Annotated in this window: 5 protein-coding genes; 2 read left to right on the top strand and 3 right to left on the bottom strand. The window is 36.3% G+C overall.

From position 1 onward, the window contains the following. Nucleotides 1–1,468: DegQ family serine endoprotease (locus DM84_RS04465; RefSeq protein ID WP_250778649.1), on the top strand; the 1,468-nt coding region annotated here is incomplete at its 5' end. A 573-nt stretch (nucleotides 1,469–2,041) separates the two neighbouring features. On the opposite strand, the gene DM84_RS04470 is transcribed toward DM84_RS04465, so the two are convergent. The 3 genes from DM84_RS04470 to hslV are packed head-to-tail and all read right to left on the bottom strand — an operon-like array spanning nucleotide 2,042 to nucleotide 4,289. After that, nucleotides 2,042–2,212 (bottom strand): hypothetical protein, encoded by a 171-nt coding sequence (locus DM84_RS04470; protein WP_250778651.1) that lies wholly within the window; start codon nucleotides 2,210–2,212, stop codon nucleotides 2,042–2,044. A gap of 30 nt (nucleotides 2,213–2,242) precedes the next feature. Then, nucleotides 2,243–3,733, bottom strand: a complete 1,491-nt coding sequence (hslU, locus tag DM84_RS04475) for an ATP-dependent protease ATPase subunit HslU (RefSeq protein ID WP_250778654.1) — start codon at nucleotides 3,731–3,733, stop codon at nucleotides 2,243–2,245. Between the two features lies 1 nt (nucleotide 3,734). Next, complete coding sequence (hslV, locus tag DM84_RS04480) at nucleotides 3,735–4,289, bottom strand: ATP-dependent protease subunit HslV (protein WP_250778656.1); 555 nt, start codon at nucleotides 4,287–4,289, stop codon at nucleotides 3,735–3,737. A 115-nt stretch (nucleotides 4,290–4,404) separates the two neighbouring features. Between hslV and gshA the strand changes: the two genes are divergently transcribed. Further along, on the top strand, nucleotides 4,405–5,565 hold the full coding sequence (gshA, locus tag DM84_RS04485) for a glutamate--cysteine ligase (RefSeq protein ID WP_250778657.1): 1,161 nt from the start codon (nucleotides 4,405–4,407) through the stop codon (nucleotides 5,563–5,565). Nucleotides 5,566–5,718: the final 153 nt, after the last annotated feature.

A 5,718-nucleotide genomic window follows, 5' to 3' on the forward strand; every position in this document is an offset into this window, starting at 1 on the left:
GGTTTTATCTATATTTACATGTTTTTTGATTTCGTTCTCTTCGTATGCTAACATGTTTGACTGGGGTGCAAAAAAGGCTTCAGATACTGTATGCAACTGTAATCAAGGACTTGCTGACCTAGTAGAAGAACTTATTCCTGCAGTTGTAAATATCTCGAGCGAACAAATCATTAAACAAGAAAGTAACAATAGAACTAGAATTCCTTTTACGCCAAGAAATAATTTTTTTGATGATTTCAGAGAGTTTTTTGAGCATTTTGATCAATTTTTTATGGACAGGAGTCCAAGCATCAATAGAGAAGTAGTGCTGCTTGGGTCTGGGTTTATTATAGACAAAAGTGGAACTATCGTAACTAATTATCACGTTATTAAAAACGCCCAAGATATCACGGTTACTATGAACGATAATACTTATTTCAAAGCAGAAGTTTTAGGATATGATGCAAAAACTGATCTTGCTGTGCTTCAGATCAAAGCTGACAAAGACCTTTCCTTTGTAGCGTTTGGTGACTCTGATAAAGCAAGAGTTGGTGATACGGTCATGGCAATAGGCAATCCATTTGGGTTGGGTGGCTCTGTAAGCACAGGAATTATATCTGCAAGGTCTAGAGATATCAGTATTGGCACTATGAATGAATTTATTCAAACTGACGCTGCAATCAATAGAGGCAACTCTGGAGGACCGCTATTTGATTTAAATGGAAAAGTTATAGGCATTAACACCGCCATCTATTCCCCATCTGAATCTGGCGGTAACGTGGGTATAGGCTTTGCCATACCGTCTAATCTAGCTGTATCAATCATTGACACACTAAAAAGCGGCAAAAAGATAAAGCACGGTTGGCTTGGTGTACAAGTTCAGCCTATAACAAGAGAGTTTGCAGACTCTTTGGGTTTAAAAGATACAAAAGGTGCATTAGTTGCAGACATAGTAAAGAACAGTCCAGCAGAGAAAGGTGGTATTAAAGTAGGTGATATATTACTAGAATTTGATGGCAAAAAAGTTGAGAGAATGACACAACTACCTCAAATGGTTTCAAGAACTGAGCCTGAGAAAAAAGTGCAAATTAAGTTACTGAGAAGTGGTAAAGAAGTTAATGTTAAGGTCGTCATTGGAGAATCTACAAGTGACAGCCAAGATAATAACCAAAAAGAAAATGAATCAACATCTGATTATATAAATGGTTTAACCGTTTCAAATCTACCACAAGAGTTAAAAGAGGGCAAAAATGACGTACCTACAAAAGGTGTAATAGTTACCAACGTAGACGTTAACAGGAATATTACGTTGCGTGGTATCAAAAAAGGAGACATTATTATGCAAATAAACGGAACTTATATAGAAAACGTTGAAAGTTTCCAAAACCAAATAAATTTAGCAAAAGAGAAGGATAAAGAAAAAGCAATAATGTTGCTTATTTACCGCAATGGAAATCAGTTTTTTACTTCAATAAAGTTAAAAAAGTAACTTCGTAAATCATTTACTAAATTCACAAAATAGCAACGTTGTAAGTTTGCTGCTGTAATACTTTAAGTTAAAACCGACCACTATATGAAAAACTAGCCTACCGTTACACAGCTGGAATCTCATTGCACTTTATGACGGTGTCATTCCAGTAGCCCCTTCTCCTTTCATTCCAGTGCGTGACACTTGTATCCAGGATACTACTTTAGCAATAAATATTTAAGAAACTTACCAAACGAAAAAAAAGGCAAAGAAACCCCGAGTGGCGAGTTTTGACTCTATAATACTTTAAATTGGCGCTATAATAATTTACTGACGCTTAGTTCAAGCGCGATTTGGCTGAATGTAGAAAAAATGAAAAAGACATGCAGCCGCTATAATTTGATACAATCCGCCAAAAAATACCCTGAGTTTTTTACTGAATTTTGTCATTGAGCCTGCAGATCAAAAACAAGTTTTGAGTCAGAAATACCCTTACTGCTATGGTAATGAAGTCGGCGGAATTTGTCAAGTAGTTTTTTTGTTTCTATTGGGTAGCTTTTCTCTACTGTTATTTATCGGCTTTCTGTATAGTAGTTAGGTACGCAAAAAGCCCAATGGTAGCCCTTCTACTCTTGGCTCGCTAAGCTCGTTCTGTTGTTCTAGCTCTTTTATAGCATCAACAAGACTTAATTCCTTACCACAAAGTTTGACTTTAACATCCGTATTTTTCTCTAAATTCTCATGATTTGGCTTACTTCTTACCATTCTAATATTGCCATTACCATCAGAGCTTAATTAAAGTATAAACTTAGATAAATCCAGCTGTTTTGAAATCGATTCAAGTTTATCTTTCACGTACTTGCCATCTATAACAAATTTTTCACCATTCTTCTCAGTAGCAATAAAGCTTATTTCATCTAAAAGTTTCTCCATGATAGTATGGAGCCTTCTTGCACCTATATTTTCCACTTGCCTATTAACTGTAAACGCTATTTCAGCTATAGTTTCGATGCCATCATCGGTGAACTCAAGCATTACATTCTCTGTTTTCATTAAAGCTATATACTGCTTCAATAAACTAGACTCAGGTTCCTTTAATATTCTTATTAAATCCTCTTGAGTAAGCGCCTTAAGCTCTACTCTGATAGGTAACCTACCCTGCAATTCTGGCAAAAGGTCAGACGGTTTAGATAAATGAAAGGCACCAGATGCAATAAATAATATATGGTCTGTCTTCACATGGCCATACTTAGTTGAAACAGTTGTTCCTTCAAGCAGTGGTAATAAATCACGTTGTACTCCTTCTCTATTTACTTCACCTTTTACTTCTGTACGTGCTGCAATTTTATCTATTTCATCCAAAAATACTATGCCTTCATTGCTAACAAGATCAATCGCTTCTTTGATTATCTTATCTTCATCCATTAACTTCTCACTTTCTTCGTTAATCAATATTTCTCGAGCTTCTTTTACCTTAACTGTAATAGTTTTTGTTTTTTTGCCCCCATTAAACATCTTACCTACTAATTCTGTGACGTTCACCACGCCAACTTGCCCACCTGGCATGCCTGGTATATCAAAAGCTGGTAGCATACTCTTACTTTCTCTGACTTTAATGGAAACTTCTCCATCTTCAAACTCTTTATTCCTCAATTTTTCTCTGAAAACCCTTTTACTCTCTTCAGTTGCATCTTCACCGACCATAGAATTGATTATTATCCCCTCAGCTAAACTCAAAGCTTTTTTAGCTAGAGCTTTGCGAGCTTTCTCTTTAACTAAAACTATTGCTGCATCAACTAAATCACGTATTATCGAATCAACATCACGCCCGACATATCCTATTTCGGTAAATTTCGTTGCTTCAACTTTTATGAATGGTGCACCCGCAAGCTTTGCTAAGCGACGAGCTATTTCTGTTTTACCAACCCCTGTATGACCAATCATCAGTATATTTTTAGGTATGATTTCATCACGTAAAGGAAGAGGAACTTTATTACGACGCCAACGATTCCTGAGTGCAATAGCGACAGCACGCTTTGCATCATTCTGTCCAATTATGAACCTGTCCAACTCCTTAACTATCTTTTGTGGCGGCAGATCGTCCAATAAGACTTGTGCACTGCCATTAACTTGAGCGTTGTTGTTATTTGAATCACAGCCATTTTTAGCGTCTTCATAGAGGTCATTTCTCTTATTGTAGGTATCACTACCATAAAACTGCCCTTCTGAAAGCATCACAGGCTGATTGGAGAAATTAGTGCATAAAATTTTTTGTTCAGAAGACATACTATCCCTCTATCCTTTCAATAACCACATTATGATTTGTATAAACACATATATCAGCTGCTATTCGCATAGCTCTTTTTGCAATCTCTTCTATTGATATTCCTTTTACATCAATTAAAGCTCTTGCTGCAGATAGAGCGAAATTTCCTCCAGAACCAATAGCTGCGGTCCCATCTTCAGGTTCAAGAACATCACCTGTTCCTGTAATCACTAACGAAATAGATTTATCTGCAACAATCATCATAGCTTCCAACTTCCTCAAATATTTATCCATTCTCCAATCTTTTGCAAGTTCAACACATGCTCTCATTAATTGTCCTGGGTGCCTATCAAGTTTAGATTCTAGCCTTTCAAAGAGAGTAAATGCATCAGCTGTTGCCCCTGCAAAACCGGCAATTACAGAATCACCAGAAAGGCGCCTGACTTTTTTTGCTCCGGATTTTATAACAGTGTGGCCCAGTGAAACCTGTCCATCACCTATTACTACTACACTTTTGCCTTTTCTAATTGACAGTATGGTAGTTCCATGCATTTTACTGCTATCATGTTGAATCATTTTTCTATCACTTCAAATGGCAATTTCATTACACTTTAATCTCTAATCAAATTTGCTAGATATGTTTAATTATAGCTTATAATATAATACCTTCCTTATAACATTAAAAGCGCAGATGCAAAATATAATTCATCCAAAATTAAAAAAAAGTTTAAATAGTTGGTTTGAGGAGAAGTTTGATAGCCTCACATTGCCGTTTTATAGCTCCATAGACCTCAGAAACTCCGGTTACAAAATTGCCCCTATAGATGCTAATTTGTTTCCTGCAGGGTTCAACAACCTAAGTGAGGTATCAAAAGCAATAGCAGTAGAGCTAATGAAGAGCTATTTTAAAGAAAAACAACATAAAAAAATTCTCATAATACCAGAGAACTACACGCGAAATAAAATGTATATAGAGAACGTATTTGCCATAGAAAGAATACTACAACTCGCAGGTTTTGAAACTAGAATTGGCCTCCTTCACAACGAAACATACAATTTAATAGAACCATATGAAACTGTCGTGAAAGAAAACTCTCTTCTGAAGACAACCTCAGGATTTGTGCCTGATGTTGTTGTGCTGAATCGGGATATGACAAGCCACATTCCAGACACGCTAGAAAATTTAAAACAAGAGATAGTGCCAAGTCCATTATATGGTTGGCACAGCAGGCAGAAATTTCAATATTTTGAAATCTATCAAAAACTAGCGTCCGAACTTTGTAGCGAATTTCAAATAGACCCGTGGCTTATTTCTGCACCTACAGAAAGTTGTAGTAGTGTCAATTTCAACGACGATTCATCGCTGGAAACGGTGGCAGCTAAAGTTGATCAAGTGCTGTCCTTAGTGCAAAAAAAATACGAAGAATATAAAATAAAAACTCAACCCTATGTTTTCATCAAGGCAAGCAATGGAACATACGGAATGGGCATTATAACAGCAACAAGTGGAGAGGAAATATTAAGCCTCAATAAAAAAAAGCGCAATAAAATGAAAAAGATAAAAGAAGGAATAGAAGTGAGTAGCGTTATTGTACAAGAAGGTGTACCAACCATCGATGTTTTTGAACATAGTCCTGCAGAACCGCTGATATATTATATAGGAAATACGCCAACGTGCTATTTGTATCGGTACAATAGCAGAAAAGATATATATTCTAGCTTAAATTCCACTGACTGTAAATTCCATGATGTCAGCCAGATTGTGGAAAATAAAACCCTATCGCTTTGGAATACGGTTAGTAAATTAGCGGTGCTAGCATTGGCAGTAGAAATGAGGTCTTTTCATACCTAATTTCTTACTTCTAAACGTAGCCATTGGCTAGGCTTATTGCATAGCAAACCAGCCTGTGCCATGTCATAAAACGAAAAATTTACTTGACAACCCTCGCTGTTACCCTTATTATAGTACTGAAGCTATTTGTTTAACTTCCCAATCTGTACAGGT

This window comes from Wolbachia pipientis, assembly GCF_023661085.1.
Lineage (GTDB): Bacteria > Pseudomonadota > Alphaproteobacteria > Rickettsiales > Anaplasmataceae > Wolbachia.